The 21,208-nt window shown below is 61.8% G+C and carries 21 protein-coding genes; 10 read left to right on the top strand and 11 right to left on the bottom strand.

Going from position 1 to position 21,208, the window contains the following annotated elements; all coding sequences use genetic code 11:
- The first annotated feature begins 217 nt into the window (after positions 1 to 217).
- The 5 genes from ASF84_RS11200 (at position 218) to ASF84_RS11180 (ending at position 4,931) form a co-directional block, all read left to right on the top strand.
- Positions 218 to 1,549: a TRZ/ATZ family hydrolase gene (locus tag ASF84_RS11200; RefSeq protein WP_056838265.1), complete on the top strand. Its 1,332-nt coding sequence runs from the start codon at positions 218 to 220 to the stop codon at positions 1,547 to 1,549.
- A gap of 84 nt (positions 1,550 to 1,633) precedes the next feature.
- Entirely contained in the window at positions 1,634 to 2,332 is a 699-nt protein-coding gene (gene ubiG, locus ASF84_RS11195) for a bifunctional 2-polyprenyl-6-hydroxyphenol methylase/3-demethylubiquinol 3-O-methyltransferase UbiG (protein ID WP_056838263.1), read from the top strand.
- 2 nt (positions 2,333 to 2,334) lie between these two features.
- Entirely contained in the window at positions 2,335 to 3,006 is a 672-nt protein-coding gene (gene mupP, locus ASF84_RS11190) for an N-acetylmuramic acid 6-phosphate phosphatase MupP (RefSeq protein WP_056838261.1), read from the top strand.
- 37 nt (positions 3,007 to 3,043) lie between these two features.
- Positions 3,044 to 3,784, top strand: coding sequence for a YciK family oxidoreductase (locus tag ASF84_RS11185; protein WP_056838259.1), 741 nt, complete (start codon positions 3,044 to 3,046; stop codon positions 3,782 to 3,784).
- A gap of 211 nt (positions 3,785 to 3,995) precedes the next feature.
- Entirely contained in the window at positions 3,996 to 4,931 is a 936-nt protein-coding gene (locus tag ASF84_RS11180) for a GGDEF domain-containing protein (protein ID WP_056838256.1), read from the top strand.
- Between the two features lie 9 nt (positions 4,932 to 4,940).
- Here ASF84_RS11180 and ASF84_RS11175 read toward each other — a convergent pair whose 3' ends face one another.
- From ASF84_RS11175 to ASF84_RS11145, 7 genes are all read right to left on the bottom strand, one after another.
- Positions 4,941 to 5,732 carry a TenA family transcriptional regulator gene (locus ASF84_RS11175; RefSeq protein ID WP_056838254.1) on the bottom strand — a complete coding sequence of 264 codons (792 nt, stop codon included), beginning with the start codon at positions 5,730 to 5,732 and terminating at the stop codon, positions 4,941 to 4,943.
- Positions 5,729 to 8,200: an EAL domain-containing protein gene (locus ASF84_RS11170; protein WP_056838252.1), complete on the bottom strand. Its 2,472-nt coding sequence runs from the start codon at positions 8,198 to 8,200 to the stop codon at positions 5,729 to 5,731. The genes ASF84_RS11175 and ASF84_RS11170 overlap by 4 nt, the downstream gene beginning before the upstream one ends.
- A gap of 110 nt (positions 8,201 to 8,310) precedes the next feature.
- Positions 8,311 to 10,101 carry an ABC transporter ATP-binding protein gene (locus ASF84_RS11165; protein ID WP_162241259.1) on the bottom strand — a complete coding sequence of 597 codons (1,791 nt, stop codon included), beginning with the start codon at positions 10,099 to 10,101 and terminating at the stop codon, positions 8,311 to 8,313.
- A 31-nt stretch (positions 10,102 to 10,132) separates the two neighbouring features.
- Positions 10,133 to 10,765, bottom strand: a complete 633-nt coding sequence (locus ASF84_RS11160; protein WP_056838249.1) for a DsbA family protein — start codon at positions 10,763 to 10,765, stop codon at positions 10,133 to 10,135.
- A 3-nt stretch (positions 10,766 to 10,768) separates the two neighbouring features.
- Entirely contained in the window at positions 10,769 to 11,707 is a 939-nt protein-coding gene (trhO, locus tag ASF84_RS11155; protein WP_056839057.1) for an oxygen-dependent tRNA uridine(34) hydroxylase TrhO, read from the bottom strand.
- 236 nt (positions 11,708 to 11,943) lie between these two features.
- On the bottom strand, positions 11,944 to 12,240 hold the full coding sequence (locus ASF84_RS11150; RefSeq protein WP_056838247.1) for a BolA family protein: 297 nt from the start codon (positions 12,238 to 12,240) through the stop codon (positions 11,944 to 11,946).
- A 9-nt stretch (positions 12,241 to 12,249) separates the two neighbouring features.
- The gene (locus ASF84_RS11145) at positions 12,250 to 12,774 is read right to left on the bottom strand and encodes a DUF2059 domain-containing protein (protein ID WP_056838245.1); all 525 of its coding nucleotides are present in this window, start codon (positions 12,772 to 12,774) and stop codon (positions 12,250 to 12,252) included.
- 205 nt (positions 12,775 to 12,979) lie between these two features.
- Between ASF84_RS11145 and ASF84_RS11140 the strand changes: the two genes are divergently transcribed.
- Positions 12,980 to 14,374, top strand: coding sequence for a class II fumarate hydratase (locus ASF84_RS11140; protein ID WP_056838243.1), 1,395 nt, complete (start codon positions 12,980 to 12,982; stop codon positions 14,372 to 14,374).
- On the top strand, positions 14,367 to 14,981 hold the full coding sequence (locus ASF84_RS11135; RefSeq protein ID WP_056838241.1) for an NAD(P)H-dependent oxidoreductase: 615 nt from the start codon (positions 14,367 to 14,369) through the stop codon (positions 14,979 to 14,981). The genes ASF84_RS11140 and ASF84_RS11135 overlap by 8 nt, the downstream gene beginning before the upstream one ends.
- 25 nt (positions 14,982 to 15,006) lie before the next feature.
- On the opposite strand, the gene ASF84_RS11130 is transcribed toward ASF84_RS11135, so the two are convergent.
- Positions 15,007 to 15,957: a DMT family transporter gene (locus ASF84_RS11130; RefSeq protein WP_056839056.1), complete on the bottom strand. Its 951-nt coding sequence runs from the start codon at positions 15,955 to 15,957 to the stop codon at positions 15,007 to 15,009.
- 129 nt (positions 15,958 to 16,086) lie between these two features.
- Positions 16,087 to 16,677, bottom strand: coding sequence for a tRNA-uridine aminocarboxypropyltransferase (locus tag ASF84_RS11125; protein ID WP_056838239.1), 591 nt, complete (start codon positions 16,675 to 16,677; stop codon positions 16,087 to 16,089).
- Between the two features lie 187 nt (positions 16,678 to 16,864).
- On the opposite strand from ASF84_RS11125, the gene ASF84_RS11120 reads away from it, so the two are divergent.
- Entirely contained in the window at positions 16,865 to 17,179 is a 315-nt protein-coding gene (locus ASF84_RS11120) for a hypothetical protein (protein WP_056838237.1), read from the top strand.
- Positions 17,180 to 17,226: 47 nt separating this feature from the next.
- On the opposite strand, the gene ASF84_RS29980 is transcribed toward ASF84_RS11120, so the two are convergent.
- Together ASF84_RS29980 and rmuC are read right to left on the bottom strand one after the other, a co-directional pair.
- Entirely contained in the window at positions 17,227 to 17,349 is a 123-nt protein-coding gene (locus tag ASF84_RS29980) for a PA1414 family protein (RefSeq protein WP_109512008.1), read from the bottom strand.
- 174 nt (positions 17,350 to 17,523) lie between these two features.
- The gene (rmuC, locus tag ASF84_RS11115) at positions 17,524 to 18,903 is read right to left on the bottom strand and encodes a DNA recombination protein RmuC (protein WP_161959165.1); all 1,380 of its coding nucleotides are present in this window, start codon (positions 18,901 to 18,903) and stop codon (positions 17,524 to 17,526) included.
- Positions 18,904 to 20,143: 1,240 nt separating this feature from the next.
- On the opposite strand from rmuC, the gene ASF84_RS11105 reads away from it, so the two are divergent.
- Both ASF84_RS11105 and ASF84_RS11100 read left to right on the top strand, forming a co-directional pair.
- On the top strand, positions 20,144 to 20,371 hold the full coding sequence (locus tag ASF84_RS11105) for a hypothetical protein (protein ID WP_056838230.1): 228 nt from the start codon (positions 20,144 to 20,146) through the stop codon (positions 20,369 to 20,371).
- A 215-nt stretch (positions 20,372 to 20,586) separates the two neighbouring features.
- A complete protein-coding gene (locus ASF84_RS11100) occupies positions 20,587 to 21,066 on the top strand; it encodes a hypothetical protein (RefSeq protein ID WP_056838228.1) in 480 nt (159 codons plus the stop codon).
- Positions 21,067 to 21,208 lie beyond the last annotated feature (142 nt).

The following is a 21,208-nucleotide window of genomic DNA, read 5'->3' as shown; positions in this document are numbered from 1 at the left end:
GCCAACTCCGTTATCACAGTCAAAACCCGAATAAAAAAGCGGTCGATTATAGCGAGCCCACCCTGAGGGTGCTCGGGTATACTTCGCCATCACCCTTGGTACAGACCTTTATAGACGCAGCACGTGCGATACCTGAGCCTCGCTTGCAAGCCTTTGGCCAGCCTCGCGGCCATGCAGGTCCTTCACACTCGCTGAACAAACCCCCGGAAGCCCTGTCATGTCAACACCTCCTGCGCCCTTCGATCTGCTGCTCCTGCCCGCCTGGCTGGTGCCGGTCGAACCTGCGGGTGTGGTGCTGCAGGGTCATGGCATTGGCATCCGCGACGGACTGATCGCCTGGATCGGGCCACGTGACGAGGGCTTGCGTCACCCCTGTGAACAAGTCATCGAGTTGCCCGGCATGCTGCTGGCCCCCGGCCTGATCAACGCCCACGGGCATGCAGCCATGACCCTGTTCCGCGGGTTGGCCGACGACCTGCCGCTGATGACCTGGCTGCAGGAGCACATCTGGCCCGCCGAAGGCCGATGGGTCGACGAGGCCTTCGTGCGCGACGGCACCGACCTGGCCATCGCCGAGCAGCTCAAGGGTGGCATCACCTGTTTTTCAGACATGTACTTCTACCCCAAGGTGGCCGCCGAGCGCGTCCACGACAGCGGCATGCGTGCACAAATCTGCGTACCGGTGCTCGATTTTCCGGTTCCGGGAGCGCGAAACATCGACGAGGCCCTGCACGTCGGCATTGAGCTGTTCAGCGACCTGGCGCACCATTCGCGCATCAAGGTCGCGTTCGGCCCGCATGCGCCCTACACCGTGAGTGACGAAAACCTGGAGCGCGTGCGGGTGATCGCCGACGAGCTCGATGCCATGATCCAGATGCATGTGCACGAAACCGCCTTCGAAGTCGAGCAATCCCTCGAGCAGCATCAGGAACGCCCGCTGGCGCGCCTGCATCGGCTCGGCCTGCTGGGTCCGCGCCTGCAAACGGTGCACATGACCCAGATCAGCGAGGACGACCTGGCGCTGCTGGTCGAAAGCAACACCAGCGTGATCCATTGCCCCGAATCGAACCTGAAACTGGCCAGCGGCTTCTGCCCGGTGGAACGTCTCTGGCAGGCCGGCGTCAATGTGGCTATCGGCACCGATGGCGCGGCCAGCAACAATGACCTGGACCTGCTCGGCGAAACCCGTACCGCCGCCTTGCTGGCCAAGGCTGTGGCCGGCTCCGCCACTGCGCTCGACGCCCACCGGGCCTTGCGCATGGCCACGCTCAACGGCGCCCGGGCCCTGGGCATCCAGGCAGAAACCGGCTCGCTGGAGCCTGGCAAGGCAGCCGACATGGTCGCTTTCGACCTCAGCGGGCTGAACCAGCAACCGGTCTATGACCCGGTCTCGCAATTGATCTACACCTGCAGCCGCGACTGTGTGCGCCATGTGTGGGTTGCCGGCAAGCCCTTGCTCGAAGACGGCCGCCTGACCCGCATGGACGAACAGGTCCTGCGCGACACCGCCATGGCCTGGGGACGGCGCATTGCCGGCCAGGACCAATAACATGCAGCACCGGCCCATCATCAGTGCCAGGCCTTGCGCCGGCCGCCGGACCACACCGAATCCAGAGTTGAAGAGGGACATCCCATGAGCAACGTCGACCGCGCAGAAATCGCCAAATTCGAGGCCCTTGCCCATCGCTGGTGGGACCGCGAAAGCGAGTTCAAGCCCCTGCACGACATCAACCCGCTGCGCGTCAACTGGATTGACGAGCGCGTCAGCCTGGCCGGCAAGAAAGTGCTCGACGTCGGCTGCGGCGGTGGCATTCTCAGCGAGGCCATGGCCTTGCGCGGCGCCACCGTGACCGGCATCGACATGGGCGAGGCACCGCTGGCCGTGGCCCGCCTGCACCAGCTCGAGTCTGGCGTGGAAGTCGAGTACCGGCAGATCACCGCCGAAGACATGGCCCTGGAAATGCCCGAGCAGTTTGACGTAGTGACCTGCCTGGAGATGCTTGAGCACGTGCCCGACCCGTCTTCGGTGATCGCCGCGTGCTACCGCATGGTCAAGCCGGGCGGCCAGGTGTTCTTCTCGACCATCAACCGCAACCCCAAGGCCTACCTGTTTGCCATCGTCGGCGCCGAGTACGTGCTCAACCTGCTGCCACGCGGCACCCATGACTTCAAGAAATTCATCCGCCCTTCCGAACTGGGCGCCTGGAGCCGGGCCACGGGCCTGCAGGTCAAGGACATCATCGGCCTGACCTACAACCCGCTGACCAAGCACTACAAGCTGGCCAACGATGTCGACGTCAATTACATGATCCAGACCGTACGGGAGGCTTGAGCATGCGCCTGCGAGCAATCCTGTTCGACATGGACGGCACCTTGCTGGACACCGCGCCCGACTTCATTGCCATCTGCCAGGCCATGCTGGCCGAACGCGGCTTTCCGGCGGTCGATGACAAACTGATTCGCGACGAGATTTCCGGCGGTGCCAAGGCCATGGTCGCCGCGACCTTCGCCCTGTCGCCCAACGCACCGGAGTTCGAGGCCTTGCGCCTGGAGTTCCTGGAGCGCTACCAGGCCGATTGTGCCGTGCACACCCGGCTGTTCGACGGCATGGACACCTTGCTCGCCGACATCGAAAAAGCCGGCCTGATCTGGGGCGTGGTGACCAACAAGCCGGTGCGTTTCGCCGAACCGATCATGGCCCGCCTGGGGCTGGCCGAGCGCTCGGCGCTGCTGATCTGCCCGGACCATGTCACCTACAGCAAGCCGCACCCGGAGCCTTTGATCCTGGCCTGCACGCAACTGGACCTGGACCCTGCCAGCGTGCTGTTCGTCGGTGACGACCTGCGTGACATCGAGTCGGGCCGTGATGCCGGCACCCGCACCGCTGCGGTACGCTACGGCTACATTCATCCCAACGACAACCCCGACCATTGGGGTGCCGACGTGGTGGTCGACCACCCGCTGGAGCTGCGCAAGGTACTCGACAACGCCCTGTGCAGTTGCTGATACCGCACCTGATACGTCATTGACAAGGAGGTTGACGATGTTCGACTACACCGCATCCCCCGACCTGCTCAAGGGCCGGGTCATTCTGGTCACCGGTGCCGGGCGCGGCATCGGGGCCGCTGCCGCCAGCACCTTTGCCGCGCATGGCGCCACTGTCCTGTTGCTGGGCAGGACCGAAGCCCACCTGAACCAGGTTCACGACCGGATCGTCGCGGCCGGCCACGTGCCCCCGGTGGTGATCCCTCTTGACCTGGAAACGGCAGGACCGCAGCAGTACGATGCACTGGCGCGAATGATCGAAAATGCATTCGGGGTCCTCGACGGCCTGCTGCACAACGCCTCGATCATCGGTCCGCGCATGCCGCTGGAGCACTTGCCGGGCGAGCACTTCATGCGTGTGATGCACATCAACGTCAATGCCGTGCACATGCTGACCCACGCTCTGTTGCCGCTGCTCAAGCAATCGGTCGATGCCTCGGTGGTCTTTACCTCCAGCAGTGTCGGGCGCAAGGGCCGTGCCCACTGGGGTGCCTACGGGGTCTCGAAATTCGCCACCGAAGGGCTGATGCAGACCCTGGCCGACGAGCTTGACGGTGTGACCCTGGTACGCGCCAACAGCGTCAACCCGGGCGCCACTCGCACCGACATGCGCGCCCAGGCGTACCCGGCGGAAGACCCGATGCGCAACCCGACGCCCGAGCAGATCATGCCGGTCTACCTGTACCTGATGGGCCCCGACAGCGCAGCCATCAATGGCCAGGCCCTCAACGCCCAGTGATATAAAGAAAGCTCAGCGGTGACGGCCAGTCGACACCTGCTGACGCCTTGACCGGTTAAAACCGTTAAAACGCCAAGCAACTGCCGCCGTATTGCTCTGAACCCTGCCAGCAAACCGTTGATTTTCAAGAACTCAGGGATGAATGAACCGAATGGCACGCGTTTCGCTCTAACCCAACCAGCCAGCAAGGAATGTGCGCAGGAGTGAAGACATGAGTTCTCCCACCCGGATCGGGTCAGTGGATATCGACACCCGCGTCGTGCAGCACCTGCATGCGCAGGATCGCGCGCAGGACCGTTCGCCCGTCACTCGCCCGGCCATGGATTTGCCGCACCTGAGCCTGCTCCTGGCCCAGCAACTGCAAACCAGCCTGGAAGCCGACCGCATCCTGAGCCTGTTTTTTCAGAACCTGCAGCCTTACCTGAACCTTGATGGCCTGCTCTACAGCCATGCGGTCAGCGACCTGCAGTTGCATTTGGGCGAACGGACTCTGGCGGTGGCCAGCTACAGCCTCAGCCATGAGCACGAATCGCTCGGCGAACTGGTCCTGCACCGGCGCCAGCCGCTGGACGATGCGCAGCACACCGAGCTCGAAAGCCTGCTGAGCCACCTGCTGTACCCGCTGCGCAATGCCCTGCTCTATCGCCTGGCCATCCAGAACGCCATGCGTGATCCGCTGACCGAAACCGGCAACCGCATCGCCATGGAACAGACCCTGTCGCGCGAAGCCGAAGCGTCGTGCCGTCATCGCCAGCCGTTGTCGCTGTTGATGCTGGACATCGATCACTTCAAGCGCATCAACGACACCTATGGCCATTACCACGGCGACCAGGTACTCAAGCGTGTCGCCCAGACCCTGAAAAGCCAGGTGCGCAATGTCGACCGGGTGTTCCGCTATGGCGGCGAGGAATTCGTGATCATCCTCGCCAACACGGACCGCGACACCGCAGCCCTGGTGGGTGAACGCCTGCGCCAGGCCGTAAACGATCTGGACTTCAGCAGCCTGGGCAGCCTCAGGCCGAGCATCAGCCTGGGGTGCTCTACCTTGCTGCCGGCCGAGTCCACCGACAGCCTGCTGCGCCGCGCCGACAGCGCCCTGTACGCGGCCAAGCGCGAGGGGCGCAACCGGATGATGATGGCCGGCTGAACGGCCTGGCTATGCCGACTGCGCGGCCCGTTCACGTACCGGACGACTGCGCTCCTGCCGCTCAGGTTGCAGGCAGCGCTCCAGAAACAGGTACATGTAGTCATAGCTTCGCGTGATCGCCTGGCGCAGCTCATGCTGTCGGGCCTCACTGGCCTGGCGGCCGACCAGCGTGCAGATGATCTCCAGCGCCTCCCACGGGTGGGCATCGTCATACTGGGCGTGCATCTTCAGCCACTTCATGGCCCGCTTGCGTGAGGCCTCGGGGAAGCCCTCGGCATAGACGCCCGTGGAACACACCAGTGCCGACCATTCCCCGGTGGCGCCTTCGATGGCATAGTTGGTCGCCGCCATGGCCACCGCCAGGCTGTCGCTGGCGCAACTCTGTGCGCACCAATGGCTCAGGGCATGCAGCTCGGGTGGCACGCGCTGGGCCTTGAGATCGTCCAGGCTCACATCGTGGGCCTGGCACCAGTTGACCCAGTAATCGGCATGATTGAGCTCGACACGAATGTTGCGCATCAGCCAGCGCCGCGCCATATCCTCGCCGGGGTGGCGGGCAAAGCGGGTCTTGGTCAGGTTCTGCGCCATGTACACCGCAAACTGCTCGACCACCGGCCACCCGCCGATCAGGTACTGACGCATGATCGCAGGACTCAGACGCCCGTCGCGCATCCGCTGATAGAGTTCGTGCTCCACTACACGCGCCTTGGCCTCGCTGCAGTCACTGATCAGTTGCTGCGCCCAGAGGGGATAACTGCTGGCTTCCATGAGCGGACCGGTTCTGACGAAAGTATCGATCACTGTGTAACTCCTGTTGAAAAATCCTTGCGTGGGTAGTGGCGCCCGCCAAGCCGTACCGGCTCCCTGTAAAGACTGTCACGGGTCAACAATTCTGGGCGACCGATCAGGTAGCCCTGGGCAAAATCCACGCCCATCTCGCGCAGGACCTCTTCGATCAATGGCGTTTCGACGTATTCGGCGATGGTGCGCTTGCCCATGACATGGCCGATGTGATTGATCACCTCGACCATCGAGCGGTTGACCGTGTTGTCGAGCATGTCCTTGACGAAACTGCCGTCGATCTTGAGAAAGTCCACCGGCAGGTGCTTGAGGTAGGCGAACGAGGACATACCCGCACAAAAATCGTCCAGCGAAAACAGGCACCCCAACGCCTTGAGTTCGTTGATAAAGGCGATGGCCCGCCCCAGGTCGGCAATGGCGGTGGTTTCGGTGATCTCGAAGCAGATCATGCCTGGCGCCACGCCATGGCTGTGGAACTGCTGCTTGAGGTACTCCAGAAAAGCGCTGTCACCAATGCTGGACCCCGACAGGTTGATCGAGCACAGCGCCGGCGATGCCCCACCCGCTTCATGCTCACGGCTCTGAGCGAGCAGCCGGAACACCGTACGCACCACCCAGCGGTCCAGGGTCGTCATCAACCCGAAGCGTTCGGCCGCCGGGATGAACCGGTCCGGCACGACAATGGCGCCGGACTCATCGCGCAGGCGCAGGAGAATTTCAATATGGCGCGGGCCATGATCCTTGCCTTCAGGATCCAGCGCGGCAATTTCCTGGGCGTACAAGCAGAAACGATCCTCCTCGAGCGCCATGTGCAGGCGCTGGATCCAGGCCATTTCGCCGGAGCGCAATGACAGATCCAGATCGTCCGGGTGATAGACCTGAACCCGGTTGCGGCCTTTTTCCTTGGCCATGTAACAGGCCAGGTCAGCACCGCGCAGGGCATCTTCCAGGCGCTGGCAAGCACTGTCGATCAGCACCATGCCGATACTGGCAGTGACCATGAACGTACGTCCTTTCAAGACGAAGTGCAGGTTTTCGACAATGCGCCGCAAGCCTTCGGCGATTTCCCGGGCACTCTGTGGCGAGCACTGGTACAGCAAGATACCGAACTCATCGCCTCCCAGCCGCGCCAGGGTGTCGCCTTCACGCAGGCTCTGCGGCAGTACGGTGCACAAATGGCGCAACAGTTGATCACCGGCTGCATGGCCATGGCCATCGTTGATCAGCTTGAACTGGTCCAGGTCGAGCAACAACAGCGCATGGCACGATCCCTCATGGCCTAGCAGTTGCTCAAGGCGGTATTCGAATTCGCTGCGATTGACCAGTCCGGTCAGCGCGTCGTGGGCGGCCTGCCAGGACAGATTGGCCACGTACTGGCGCTCCTGGGTCAGGTCGTGCAACACCAGCACCATGCCACTGACCTGACCGTCGGTGTGGATCGGCGACCCCACCAGCGCCACGGGTACGGTGCTGCCGTCCAGGCGCTGGATCAGCCGGCAATGCACACTGCCGCGCTTGAACTGGCCGCGCCGGATATGCTCGATCAGCGTCGAGCTGTCGTGACGTTCGCTCTCGTCCAGCAGATGAAACAGGGCCGCCAGAGGCATGCCGGCGGCCTGCGCGCCTTGCCAGTGCGTGAGTTGCTCGGCGGCCGGGTTCATGTAGACAATGGCGCCATGCACGTCGGTGCTGATCACGCCATCGCCGATGGAAGCAAGCGTCACCTGCGCCCGCTCCTTTTCCATACGCAGGGCATCGGCAACGGCACGACGCAAGGCCAGCAGCTTGTGGGTTCGCCACAGCGCCAGCACGATCAGGCCCGCCGCCGTGATCAGGTTGATGCCCACCAGCAGCGCCAGCATTTGCCGGGAGCTTGCACCCAGCGCATTGCTGAATGCCACGGCTGCCGGCGTGATCCTGGCGTTGAGCGTATCGATCTGCGTGCGCCACGCCGTCACCTCGGCAGGCGTCGGCTCGCCCTGGGCGATACGCACACGCACGCTCTGCGCCAGGGTGTCGAGCTCGCTCAGGTAGGTGTCGCCCAGCGCCCACCAGCCAAGGGCCTCCTTCATGGGCGGGGCATCGCGAAAATAGCGGTACAGCCAGATGATCCCGGCGACATCCTGCGCATGGTTGCCGCCTTGCAGAATGCCGCTGCGCGCCGCGGCCGTGTCCGGCTCGGGCCGGTCCAGCGCCTCGCGCATCAACCGGTCACCTTCGGGAATGAGCATGGCCTGACGATACCGCAACCAGTCGCGTTCATGGCGGCTGAGCACATACAGGTCCAGCGCATGAATGGCGTCTTTCTGGCCCTTGGACCACAGGCTTTCGCCACCGACGTAGCTGCGCACGGCCGACATCAGGTACAGGCTGAAACAGCCCAGCAGCGCCTGGAACAGCGCCACGGCAATGAAAGGCCAGACAATGCCCAGAAAACGGGGCCTGGCAAAGGGTCGCGAGGACTTCATGGGGTGCGTTCACCGACTGCCGACTGATGATCCAGCCCTCAGACTAGGTCAGATCCATCGAGCCGGCAGGCCGATTCGGTCATTGACCCTGCATAACGTTGAAACAGGCCTCAGACTTGCTGCAGATGACCATAGAGCCGGGCATACAGACCACCCTCGGCCATCAACTGCTGGTGATCGCCATCCTCGGCAATGCGCCCGTCATCGAACACCAGCACCCGGTCAGCCTGCTTCACCGCCGACAGACGGTGCGCAATGATCAAGGTGGTGCGCCCTTGCAGGAATCGTCCAAGGGCCTGGTGCAGGTTGTATTCGGTGGCCGCGTCCAGCGCCGAGGTGGCTTCGTCGAGAATCACTACCTTCGGTTCGGCCAGCACCATGCGTGCAATCGCCAGGCGTTGACGCTGACCACCGGACAACCGTACGCCGGAACGCCCCAGAATGGTATCCAGCCCCAGCGGCATGCTGCGCACGGTGTCCTGTAACTGCGCAATGCCCAGGGCCTGCCAGCACGCCTCATCGCTGCAAGGACGGCCCATGGTCAGGTTGGCGCGCACGCTGTCATTGAACAGGGCCGGATGCTGCAGCACCACTGCCACCTGCTCGCGTACCCGCGCAAGACCGATGTCCTGCACGGTCGCCCCGCCGAAGCGGATACTGCCACTGTCAGGCGTGTACAGGCCCAGCAGCAATTGCACCAGCGTGCTCTTGCCGCCCCCGCTGGCACCGACAATGGCCACTTTCTCGCCCGGCGCAATGGACAGGCTCAACTGGTCAAGCACCCGCTCGGCGCCATACCCGAAGCTCAGGCCGCGCACCTCGATGCCCACGGTCCGAGCGTCTTTGAAAGGGTCGGCGCCGCCCGGGTAATGCGGCTCGTCAGCCCGCGCCAACAGCTCGTTGATCCGGCTCAATGCCCCCCCGGCAGCATAAAAGGCGTATTGCAGGTTCAACAATTGTTCGACCGGACTGATCATGAACCACAGGTAGCTGAACACTGCCAGCATCTGGCCGATGGACAGGTCCGAGAACAGCACCGTAAGCATCGCGGCCGCACGAAAGATGTCGATGCCAAACTGAAACAGCAGCGCACTGGCACGACTTGACGCATCGCTTTTCCACTGCGAATTGACGGCATAATCGCGCACTTCACGGGCACGCAACCCCAGGCGCCCCAGAAAGAATTCCTGCCGGTTGCTGGCCCGCACCTCCTGGATCGCGTCCAGGGTCTCGCTCAGGCTCTCGGTGAACCGCGCGGTGCTGTCGTTTTCCTGCTTCTTGAGGTGCTTGACCCGCTTGCCCAGGCGCACCGTAGCCATGATCACCAGTGGATTGAACAGCAAAATCAGCAGCGCCAGCTTCCAGTGCATCCATACCAGAATGGCCGAAGTTCCCGCCAGGCTCAGCATGGCCACCAGAAAACGGCTCAGGGTTTCGCCGACGAACTTGTCCAGCGTGTCCAGGTCGGTGACCAGATGCGTGGTCACCGTGCCACTGCCCAGGCTTTCATATTCACGCAAGGCAATGCGCTTGAGGCGCTCGATCAGCCGCAGGCGGATGCGGTAGACAATGTCCTTGGACAAGCGGGCAAACAGACGGGCCTGCAAAACGTTGAAGAGCAAGGCGCCCAGGCGCAGCAACAAGGTCAGCAGCAGCATCAGGCCGATGTAGCCGACCGCCTTCTGCAAGCCTTCGGGCAGCAGCCGGTCCATGTAGCGCAGGGCCGTATTACCGTGACCGAGCAACACCTCATCGACCAGCAGCGGCAACAGCAACGGAATCGGCACACTGCACAATGTGGCCATGACGGCCACCCCGTTGGCCGTCCACAAGGCTTTTTTATGCTGCAGGGCCAAGCGGCGGATTTCAGCCCAGCTCAGTCGATCACCGGGACCCGTCAGCGGCCTGGGCCTGGCCGTGTCACCGGGGCTGTCAGGCACTGGCGGCACGCTCCAGCCAGCGCGCCAGCAAGGGGGCCAGGGTATCCAGAGGTTGATAACCATTGGTCAGCAGGGCCAGTTGCCCGTTGCGCTCGGCCAGCAGGGTCGGAAAGCCGGCAATGCCCAGGCCCTGGGCCCAGCTGAAATCGGCCTGGGTCGCGACCAGGCTGGCGGTGCTGTCAAACGCCTCGGCGAACCCCTGGCGTGGCAGACCGGCCTGCCCGGCCAGTTCGACCAGTATTGCCGGCTGGGTCACGTCACGCCCCTGGGCATAGAACGCCTGCTGGATCAGGCCGACCAGTTGCCAGGCCGCCACCGGATCAAGCTGCCTGGCTGCAACCACTGCGCGACAGGCAGGCGTGGTGTCGTAGACAAACCCTTCGGGCAAGGCACCTTCGAACGCAAACGGCTGGCCGGTGGTTTGCGCCACCGATTGCCAGTGATCGAGGATATAGCGGCGCGTCGAAGCCTCCAGCGGCGCATCGTTGGCACGCAGTCCCCCCATGACCAGATGCAGGGCTACACCGCCCTCCCGGGCCTGGTGCACCAACGCTTCGGCGACCGGAGCAAAGCCCCAGCACCAGGAACACATCGGGTCCATGACATACACCAGGCGAGCGGACATGGCTCAGGCCTCCGGTTGCTGACGGTAGTTGAAGCCAATGGGATGCGGCTGATTGCGCGCCTTGGCCAGTTCGATCTGTTTCTGCCGGTCGATGGCGCTGCGCCGGGTCTTTTCGCTCAGCGTGTTCCAGCAATGGGGGCAACTGATGCCCGGGGTGTAGTGCTCGCTGGCACGGTCTTCGACGCTGACCGGGGTGCGGCAGGCATGGCACTGATCGTAGTCGCCTTCGGTCAGATCGTGGCGCACGGTCACGCGATTATCGAACACGAAACAGTCGCCATTCCATTTGGTCTGCTCCTGGGGGACTTGCTCAAGGTATTTGAGAATGCCGCCCTTGAGGTGGTAGACCTCCTCGAAACCCTCGCCCAGCATGTAGCTTGAGGCCTTCTCGCAGCGAATGCCGCCGGTGCAGAACATGGCGACTTTCTTGTGCACGGCAGGGTCGAAGTGGGCCTTGATGTAGTCGGGAAATTCGCGAAACGACGTGGTCTTGGGGTCGATGGCGCCCTCGAAGGTGCCGATCGAGACTTCATAGTCGTTGCGGGTGTCGATCAGCAGCACTTCGGGGTCGCTGATCAGCGCATTCCAGTCCTTGGGCTCGACATAGGTGCCGACTGCCTTGTTCGGGTCGACGCCCGGCACGCCCAGGGTCACGATCTCTTTCTTGAGCTTGACCTTGGTGCGGTAGAACGGCTGCTCGTCGCACATCGACTCCTTGTGGTCGATATCGACCATCCGTGCATCGCTGCGCAGCCAGGCCAGTAGGCCATCGATGCCTTCACGGGTACCGGACACCGTACCGTTGATGCCTTCCTCGGCCAGCAGCAGCGTGCCTTTGACATCATTGTCGACCATCGCCTTGAGCAGCGGCTCGCGCAGCTCGACGTAATCTTCAAGGGTGACGAACTTGTACAGGGCAGCCACGACGATTGGCTGGGGCATCGACGGTTGAGTCATGAATATCTCCAGGTGGCGACCCTCGCAAAGGGCCTACCGGATGAAAAAGAGCTTAACGGGAAAAACCGAAAGGAAAACAGGCAGCCTGGACGGCGCGGCGCGGATTCTAGCAAAAACAGACATGCGGCCGACAGCGGCATTCAATTGATCCGGATCAATGACCCGGATCAATCGAATGCCTGTGGCCTGTGCCAGGCAGCCAGCAAAGGCCGCCCTGTGGGTCAGGCGTGACCGCCACCGCAGGTCGGCGACGACGGCGCGGCGCCGGTTTTCGCCCATTCCTCGGGCGTGTAGGTGTGCAGCGCCAGGGCATGGAATTGCCCCATCAGCTCGCCCAGCGCACCGTAGACCTTCTGGTGGCGCTTGACCGCATTGAGCCCCTGGAACTGCTCGCTGACCAGCACTGCCTTGTAGTGCGTTTCCAGGCCGCGGCTATGCATGTGGCTCTCATCCAGCACCTGCAGGTGCCGGGGTTGCAGGACGGCCAGAGTGGCCTCGATACGCTGTTGCATGCTCATGGAAATGTCTCAGGGTGTCTTGGTGGCCGGCGCCTGGGCCTTGCCAGGCTCAAGCTCGGCGCTCATGTCGGTCAGCAGCTTGTTGACCACCGGCACGGCGCTTTGCGACTTGGTCTGTACCAGCATCACTGACTGCTGGGCCAGTTCGGGCATCTTGCTCAGCACTTTCTTGCCCAGTGGCGACTGGTAGAAGCTGACCAGCTCCTTGAGTTCGGCCTCGGTGAAATTGTTGGTGTAGATGCGCACCATGTCCGGCTTGAGCTTGTTCCAGCCGATCGCCTGGTCGAGGGCGGTATTGGCCTTGGCCTGGTAGGTTTCCAGCAGCGCCTTCTTCGAGGCCGGAGCCTTGGCTTCGGCAAAACGCTGGGCAAACAGTTGCTGGGCCTGGGCGTACATCGGCGTAGCCAGCTTGTCGGCATTGGTCAGGTTGAGAAGCGTTTCGGCGCTGGCATTATGGCTGGCGGTATCGGCAAACACCTGACCGCTGGCACAGGCCAGGACCAGCACGGCGAATGTGGCACGAAAACGGGTCATCGATTTTCCTTTTTCAGCAGACGAGGCATGACCTCAAGGCCGGTCATTCTGCGCCCATGTCTGCACGCGGCTCAAGCCCTGTGCTTTTGCGCAAAAGTTCAATCACCGGGAACTGAAAGCCTTCAATAGCGCCTAAACTGGTGGCTCTCCTGGCACCCGGCCAAGAGAGGAAGATGGCCGTAATGCACATTGAAGGAGCAGCCCTGTGAGCCGTACTGAAACCGACAGCCTTGGTCCGATCGAAGTCCCTGAAGACGCCTATTGGGGTGCGCAGACCCAGCGCTCGCTGATCAACTTCGCCATTGGTCGCCAGCGCATGCCGCTGCAGGTCGTGCATGCCCTGACCCTGATCAAGAAGGCCGCCGCCCGGGTCAACGACCGCAACGGCGACCTGCCGGCCGACATTGCCCGCCTGATCGAGCAGGCGGCTGACGAGATCCTGGCCGGCGAACATGACGAGCAGTTCCCGCTGGTGGTGTGGCAGACCGGCAGCGGCACCCAGAGCAACATGAACGTCAACGAAGTCATCGCCGGGCGCGCCAACGAACTGGCTGGCAACGGCCGCGGCGGCAAGGCGCCGGTGCATCCCAACGATCACGTCAACCGCTCGCAAAGCTCCAATGACTGCTTCCCCACCGCCATGCACATCGCGGCGGCCCAAGCCGTCAAAGAACAGTTGCTGCCCGCCATCGCCGAACTCTCCAACGGCTTGGCCGAACAGGCCGCGCGACACAGCCACCTGGTCAAGACCGGCCGCACCCACATGATGGACGCCACGCCGATCACCTTTGGCCAGGAATTGTCCGGTTTTGTCGCCCAGCTCGATTATTCGCAAAAAGCCATCCGCGCCACCTTGCCGGCGGTCTTCGAACTGGCACAGGGCGGCACCGCCGTGGGCACCGGACTCAATGCACCCAAGGGCTTTGCCGAGGCCGTGGCTGCAGAACTGGCGGCCTTGTCAGGCCTGCCATTCGTCACCGCACCCAACAAGTTTGCCGCCCTGGCAGGTCACGAGCCGCTGGCCGCCCTGTCGGGTGCGCTCAAGACCCTGGCCACCAGCCTGATGAAAATTGCCAACGACCTGCGCCTGCTGGGTTCCGGCCCGCGCGGCGGCCTGGCCGAGGTGCGCCTGCCGGCCAACGAGCCAGGCAGCTCGATCATGCCCGGCAAGGTCAACCCGACCCAGTGCGAAGCCTTGTCGATGCTCGCCTGCCAGGTCATGGGCAACGATGTCACCATTGGCTTTGCCGCCAGCCAGGGGCATCTGCAGCTCAATGTCTACAAGCCGGTGATCATCCATAACCTGCTGGAGTCCATCGAGTTACTGGCCGACGGCTGCCGCAACTTCAACGAACACTGCATTGTCGGCCTTGAGCCTGATGCGCAGAAGATGGCCGAGCACCTGGAGCGCGGCCTGATGCTGGTCACCGCCCTCAACCCGCACATCGGTTATGACAAATCGGCGCAGATTGCCAAGAAGGCTTATACCGAAGGCCTGACCTTGCGCCAGGCAGCGCTGGACCTGGGTTATCTGACCGAAGAGGAGTTCGACGCCTGGGTACGCCCGGAAAAGATGCTTGAGGCTGGCAGTCATGGCTGATGCACGCAGTGGCGCTACGCCACTGGAAGGTAATGGCAAACGCATCCTGGTGATTCATGGCACGCCAAAGGCCAGCAGCCTCTGTCATGCCCTGGGTGATGCCTATGCCCAGGGCGCACGCAGCCAGGGGCATGTGGTGCGCGCCATCAGGCTCGGCTCCCTGGCGTTCGATCCGGTGCTGCATAACGGCTATGAGCAAAGCCAGATACTGGAAGCCGACCTGCTTGATGCCCAGCGCCAGATTCATTGGGCCGAGCACATCGTGTTTGTCTATCCCGTCTGGTGGGGCGGCATCCCGACGCTGCTCAGTGGCTTCTTCGACCGGGCCTTCACGCCCGGTTTCGCGTTCAAGACGCATGGCCGCAAGGATCCATCCAACGAACTGCTACGCGGTCGCAGCGCCGAACTGCTGGTGACGCTGGACACCCCGCCGCGCTATTTCCGCTGGGTCTACGGGGCGCCGGCACATCGGCAGATGGTGCGTACGATCCTGGGTTTCTGCGGGATCAAGACCACCCGACTGACCGAGTTCGCGCCCATTCATACAGCCAATGAAGCCCAGCGGCAGGCATGGGTTCGTCAGGCTGAGCAATTGGGACGCCGCTAGCAGTCTATAGGCGGCCAGCCCTCCTCTAGACCCTCACCTGCCGGGCTTTCCAGACGGCCACCAGCGACGGCCCCAGGGCCGTCAATGCCGAACCTGCCACCACCAGCACCGCCCCGCCATATCCCAACAGGTTGAGCTGCTCGGCCTGGACGTCGGCGGGCCACAGCCAGGCGGCGACCGCGACGGTAACCAGCGTCACCAGTGGCGTCAGGGCCAGGGTGGCGCTGACCTTCGAGGCCTCCCAATGCGCCAGGGCCTCGGCAAAGGCACCGTAGGCCACCAGCGTATTGAGGCAGCAAGCCAGCAGCAAAAAGCCCTGCACCGGACTCAATTGCAGTGCCTCCAGCGGGTGCGCCCACGGGGTGATCAGCAGCGCACAGAACAGGTAGATCACCATCATGACCTGGCGCGAATCCCACACCGTCAGCAACTGCTTCTGGCTCAGGCCGTAGAAGGTCCAGACCAGCGAGGCCAGCAGCACGATCAGCACGCCTGCGGTGTATTCGCCAAACGAGGTGAACAGCTCTACCAACCGTTCATTGAAAAACAGCACGAAGCCTACGACCATCACGGTCAAACCAATGCCCTGCCCCAGCGTGAAGCGCTCCTTGAAGACCAGGATGCTGCCGAGCAGGAACATGATCGGCCCGGTCTGAATCAACAGTTGCGTGGTTCCCGGGCTCAGCACCCGCAGGCCGATCAGGTACAGCACATAGTTGCCGACCAGTCCCAGCACCGCCATGACCACCAGGCCCTTGCCCTTGCGCCCCAAGGGCTTGAAACTCGGCAATCGCTTGACGGCCTTGAGCCAGATGAACAGCAGCGCGCCGGACACCAGCAGCCGATACCAGGTCACCGTCACCGGGTCCATGACCAGCAGCACCTGCTTGAGCTTGACCGGCAGAATGCCCCATAACAGCGCAGTCAACAGTGCCAGGCTCAAGCCAAACAGCCAGCGGCCGGAAGAAATATGCATCGGGGCATCCAGAACAATGAACAGGCTGGTCATTTTAGGTGCACGCGGTGCAATGGCACAGTTACAGCTGTGCACAGATACGACGACCAAGTGTTTTTTCCGCACCAGATGACGGCGGGCAGGCAGGCTTCAGGTGTGATTACGACGAAAGGTTTCTTCGCCCATGGCCGCGATCTGCCCCTCGATCAACGCTTCGAAAGGCCGCAGCAGGGGATTGAAATCACACGGGGCGTCCAGCACGTTCAGCGCCTGTACGATCGACTCCAGCGTCGACAACGCCTCAGGTCCCGGGGCCTTGCGCAGTCGGTAGCGTGACGCCGCACCCTGTCCCAGCGTGATCCTGGGCAAGGCGGCCAGCATCGGGTTGAGATGCAGCAGCTTGCGCGCCTTGCGCCAGGTGCCGTCGGGCACCACCAGCAAGGTAGGCAGCGTCGTCCCGGTGCCGGGGGTTAGCACTTCGGCCTCCTCGCCCGGAAACAACAAGCGTGCCTGATAACCGGGCTGATTGAGCAGGCCTGGCAGGTTGCCGAAGACTTCACCCACCTCCAGCTGAGCGTTGCACAGGCCCAGAGCAGCCAGGCGCGCCGTATTCAGGGCATGGTCGACCTCGCTGGGATGTTGCAGCACCAGCACCCGGGTGCGACTGTCCAGTTGCGGAATCAAGGAGCACAAACAATGACTGGCCGGACGCCGGCAGCGCTCGCAACACACGCGGGACATCGATGGACCTCCAGGACAGACGCACAGACAAGACCGCGCAGTCTATCGCAAGCGGTGGCCGCACCAAATACCGATGCGCCAGCGCGTCCGTCGGCATACGATTCAAGCACAGCCCGGCTGGGCTAGCCTGCAAGCATGGAAGCCAACGTCAAAAACTTCGACAAGGCACACCACACCTGGGGGTCCAATGGATCGCGAGGGGATCAAGCAGCGGGTACTCGATGCGCTGGGCATCATTCTCGTGGACAAGTCGCCTATCCACGATGAGGCGACGTTCGCAGAACTGGTTCTGGACAAGGAGGATGTCGACGATCTGTTTGCAAGGCTCGAAAGCCTGTTCGGCTGTCGATTTCCGGGCTTTATCAGAGAAAGGGCAAGCCTGCGTCCGGAACATGTATCACTGCCTATGCTGGTGGACCTGATCCTGTTGATGCAACAGGAAACAGACTCGCCTTCGCGGTCAGACGAGAAAGGTTCGCCAACCGGAAAGCGCAGGTCGTGACAGGCATGAGCCTTCGCGACCTGCACAGGCGACCGACCCACCGGTGATCATCGACGTGGGCGGCGACGCTCGTCGTTGTTACGCACCGGTATGGGTTGCAATTTCGGCCTTTCGATCAGACCAAGGGCAACACCCAGATCATGAAGCCATTCCTGCACTTTACTGTTCATACATGCCCCCTTCAGGGAAAAACCGGCCACCTGTGACTGATTAGACTATCGGCTGCCTGAAATGATTCTAGAGCCATTTTGGTATTTAGCCGAATACAAACCGGAAACATCATATTTCATAGGGGCAATGTGACACTAAACCGGCCCGACTTCATCACCGGGCGATGAACGGACTCATGGCGCTTGCTGAGCGTCGGGCAAATGCCTCAACCCGTCCTCATCGGTCATGGCCCGCTCCAGCAGGTCCGCCGGCAGGCTCTTGCTGGCCCGTGCACCCAGCAAGCGCAATTGCTCGCTGCGACTGACCAGATTGCCACGTCCCTCGATCAGCTTGTTGCGCGCCGCACCGTAAGCCTTGTCCAGTTGCTGCAGCCTGTTGCCGACCTCGTCCAGGTCCTGGATAAACAGCACGAACTTGTCGTACAGCCAACCGGCACGCTCGGCAATTTCCCGGGCATTCTGGCTCTGGCGCTCCTGCTTCCACAGGCTGTCGATCACGCGCAGGGTCGCCAACAGTGTGGTGGGACTGACAATCACGATATGCCGGTCGAACGCTTCCTGAAACAGGTTCGGCTCCACCTGCAATGCGGCGGCAAAGGCTGCCTCGATCGGCACGAACAGCAAGACAAAGTCCAGGCTGTGCAACCCCTCAAGACGCTTGTAGTCCTTGCCGGACAAGCCCTTGACATGATTGCGCAACGACAGCACATGCTGCTTGAGGGCCGCCTGGCCGATTACCTCGTCGGCAGCACTGACATATTGCTGCCAGGCGGTCAGGCTGACCTTGGCATCGACCACCACTTGCTTGTCGCCCGGCAGCATGATCAGCACATCGGGCTGAAAACGCTCGCCATCGGCGCTCTTGAGGCTGACCTGGGTCTGATATTCACGCCCCTTTTCCAGTCCGGCGTGCTCCAGCACCCGCTCCAGAATCAGCTCGCCCCAATTACCCTGGGTTTTCTGCCCCTTGAGGGCCTGGGTCAGGTTGGTGGCCTCATTGCTCAGGCGCAGGTTCAACTGCTGCAGGCGCTCGAGCTCCTTGCCCAGCGAAAAACGCTCGCGCGCCTCGCTCTGGTAGCTTTCTTCAACGCGTTTTTCGAACGACTGGATACGTTCCTTGAGCGGATTGAGCAACTGCCCGAGCTGCTGCTGGCTGGTTTCGGCAAAGCGTTGCTCACGCTCATCGAAAATCTTGCCGGCCAGCTCGGCGAACTGTGCCCGAAGCTCATCGCGCGAGCCTTGCAAGTCGTTGAGGCGCTGTTGATGGCTGTCCTGCTGCTCGCGCAACTCGGCCTGCAACGCAGAACGACTGGCATCCAGTTGCCGCAGCTCGGCCTCCTTGATTGCCCGCTCCTGATTCCAGGCCTGGACCGCGTCGCGGCGCTCATCACACTCTTCACGCAACAGTTCGACCTCGCGTCGTACCGCTGCAAGGTCAGCCTTGCGCGCCGCATTGGCTTCGCTCAGGTCGCTGATTTCGTCACGACTGGCATCCAGTTGGGCGTTCAGCCCGTCCTGCGCCAGCTGCGCCATGCTCAGGCGCTCGTCAAGCAACGCACTGGCCGCCTCGCGTGCAGCCAGCCGTCGTTGCAACTGCCAGGCCAGTGCCAGCAGAGGTAACCCGGCAAGGCCAAGCCCCAGCAACAGACTGGTAAGGTCAAACGCCATATCGACTCCATCAATGGTAGGCAGGCAGCATTATGCGCACAACGGCTGGCAAAGGAAGAAACAGCGCCGCCAGGGTCGAAAGACCAAGGGGAAATTCAGAAGGGCCGAACACTTTACGCGCTTTTTGTGTCGCGTAAACCCCCTGATACACCCGGACATGCCTTGGGACAATCCACAGAAGCTGTGGATAACTCAGTGGACAACCCCGCCTCGCCCCCCGCAAAGGCGCGCAGCATGGGGCTTTGGCTCAAACTGTCGATTTTTTCACCAGTTTAAAAAAGCGATGTTTTTCATTGACTTATTAATTCAACGCAATAAATCAAGCGCTTAGGCGATCCTGTGACAGTGATGTGGCAGCTTGCGTTGCCAATGTGTACAACCGGCCTTTAACGTCACTCTGCTTGTCAAGAAATGCTTACACGACCCGTTCGCTATCCTGACGTGCGCTAGGGTCTGTTGCCGTTTCAGCACGAGCCGCGTTGCTGGGCCCAATCTCGCCAGGCCAGGCGAGATTGGGCWCGCCACTCATCTGGAATGACCAGACTTCGCGGCGCCTGCCTTGCCTCGCGGCAAAACGGGCGCCGGCGCGGCCGTGATGAAACGGCAACAGACCCTAGTCACAAGGCGCTGTACGGTCTCGGAAAATAAATACAGACAGGGGCTTTTATTCGCCTTTGGAATGCGCTAGGCTGCTCGCCGTTAGTACCAAGCTGAATATCAATTCTCCCAGGTCGATCACGTACGCTCTCCTCAATGACCTCATGCAGGCATTATGGATAAACAGAGCGACTTCATCGCCGGTTCCCCGGACATGCCCCTTGCTGCAGCCGCCGAAGATGCGCTGTACGATCAAGGCCCATGTCTCACAAACCCGCCTGCAATTGATCAGGATCTGCACCCGGAGCACGGAACCTTAGCTCCTGTCGTGTTGCCTGTCCTCTCAAGTACCTACCAGTCAGCCCAAGCGCACCTCTCATAATATGACGCGCTTCAACCGACTGCTTTTATTCCAGTCAGGTTCTGCGCCCGGCCACAGCCCACACATCATCTGTAGGCCCGCGTTTTACTGGAATCCTTATGGATATGCGGCATCCAAGGATGCCGTTCAGGAAACATTTTTCAACTCATGACTATTCAAAACATCCACACCCAGAAAGCCATCAGCGCCCTGACCCACGCCTTTGCTCCGATGAACTGCCTGATCCTTGCCTCACGCAAGGGCAGCTTCAGCTTCACGCTGGTCAACGAACACGGCATCGCCCGCCACAGCGAGCGCCTGTATCCAGAGCAATACGCCAGCGCCGCACCGTTGCAAGCCATCATCGACCGCACCCGCCAGGCCCTCGCAGCCTGAGTCGAATACAATGCCCTGGATCGGCAGGCTAATCGCCAACCGATCTAGGCATGCGATTGAATAACGGCAAATGATTTATAAACAGGCCTTTACCTCGCAAATTTGACACTAGACTTGAACTTGAGCGGCCTGCCGCTCCTGACGGGTCTGCCTTGATCAATCGCTGCCACGCGCCCAGACCCGTCGGCCACTTCCCAAAGTGAGCGGACTGTCTTATGGGTATTGCAGCCGTACATTTGCACCGTCACGTCATTCGTCCAACCCTGGCCTACCTGGGCCACCACTCCTGCAGTGCCGAAGCACTGCTGCTGGGCATTGCCGCCAGCCAGTCATCCCTGGGCGCCGCCCTGGACAGCCGCCGCGGACATGGTCTTTACCATATCCGCGAACAACGCCATCAGCAGTTGTGGGACACCTACCTGGCGCGGGACCCCGATCTCGCCAGCCGCGTACGTGGCCTGGCCAGCCAGCATGCCTTTCTCACCGGCCCTCATCTGGAACTGACCGTCAATCTGCGTTACGCCACGGCCATCGCCTGGCTGATGATCCAGGCCAAGGCTATTGTCGTGCCAGCAGAAGACGACCCTTTGGCCATGGCCCGAATATGGCGCCAGATATTTCAGCCCCAAGGCTGCCTGAGAGATTTCGTAACAGCATGGCAAATCAGTGTTGCACCTCTCTTTGCCACAGCGTGAAGTTTCTTCCCGTTTGACACGTTCGCAGACGTTCGCGACACAAATGTCGGATTGTCCTACAAGAAAAGGCTCTATTTCGCACTCTTCAGCCTATGGCGCACTGTAAAAAATGTTGATACTTTCGACGCCGTGATTCTCATGG

This window comes from Pseudomonas sp. Leaf127, from assembly GCF_001423155.1.
Classification (GTDB): domain Bacteria; phylum Pseudomonadota; class Gammaproteobacteria; order Pseudomonadales; family Pseudomonadaceae; genus Aquipseudomonas; species Aquipseudomonas ovata.
Note: the sequence above shows the minus strand (reverse complement) of the source record. Positions and strands in the feature narration are given on the sequence as shown.